This is a genomic window from Pedobacter foliorum, from assembly GCF_013266735.1.
GTDB lineage: Bacteria > Bacteroidota > Bacteroidia > Sphingobacteriales > Sphingobacteriaceae > Pedobacter > Pedobacter foliorum.
In genome coordinates this window covers 1-968 of the sequence record NZ_JABSNU010000036.1, presented here as the reverse complement: position 1 = coordinate 968, position 968 = coordinate 1, and the positions used below count along the sequence as shown (strand labels likewise).

Sequence of the window (968 nt, the reverse complement as noted above, 5' to 3'; positions counted from 1 at the left end):
AAATAAATTACCAATGACAAGTCAGAAAGTTTTTTCAATAAGAATCTGAAAATAAGTATTTTAGTATTTAAATTCTTTGTGCAGCGTGCCCGATATGAAATTAGTGCTAATTGCCTGTTGCTGAGTCTGGGTCTGAAGGATATTGAATTAAAGTTTGGTACATCCTGAAAGGATTGTCCGATTGGTAGTCTGTCTTGATTGTGTAACCTTTGGGCGCAAAGATTAATATTCAGAGTTATGGAAAAGATTCGTTTTAATTCAGCAGGAATTGATATCGGTTCTCAAAAGATCTTTATCGGCTTGGAAGGTAAAGAAGTGGCCAGCTTCGGAACCTTCACCAGTGATTTCAGGGAAGCCAGCGATTATCTGAAAAAGAATGAGATTACTACAGTAGCAATGGAATCTACAGGAACCTATTGGGTAATTTTATATGACATCCTTCAGTCAGATGGATTTGACGTGTGGCTTGTTGATGGTCGTCAAACGCGTCAGGTTCCAGGCCGAAAAACAGATGTCAAGGATTGCCAGTGGATACAGCAACTACATAGCTATGGCTTGCTAAATCGCTGTTTTGTAGCAGAAGGCAAGATGAAAGAACTAAGGAGCTATCAGCGTTTGAGAGAAGATCATATTCGGAGCGCCGCCATGCATGTGAATCATATGCAAAAGGCACTCATTGAGATGAATCTTCGATTACCGGAGGTATTGAGCCAGATTCACGGTATTAGTGGTATGGCTATTATTGAAGCTATTCTTTCTGGAGAACGTGAACCGCAAAGGCTTCTTTTGCTCTGCCATAGTAGCGTGATAAAAAACAAATCAGAAGCCATATTGAAATCCTTAGAAGGCTTTTATACCAGTGAAGGAATATTTGCTTTAAAACAAGCCTATGAGGCTTATCAGTTTTATCAGCGGCAAATAAAAGAATGCGATGGAATGCTTATGACTGTATTGCAAGATATTAATGG

General features: G+C 39.2%; 1 protein-coding gene. It reads left to right on the top strand.

Annotation, left to right across the window (positions count from 1 at the left end; all coding sequences use genetic code 11):
• Nucleotides 1–237: 237 nt before the first annotated feature.
• Nucleotides 238–968, top strand: a 731-nt coding sequence (locus HQN83_RS25160) for an IS110 family transposase (protein ID WP_173094504.1), incomplete at its 3' end; no start/stop codon positions are given.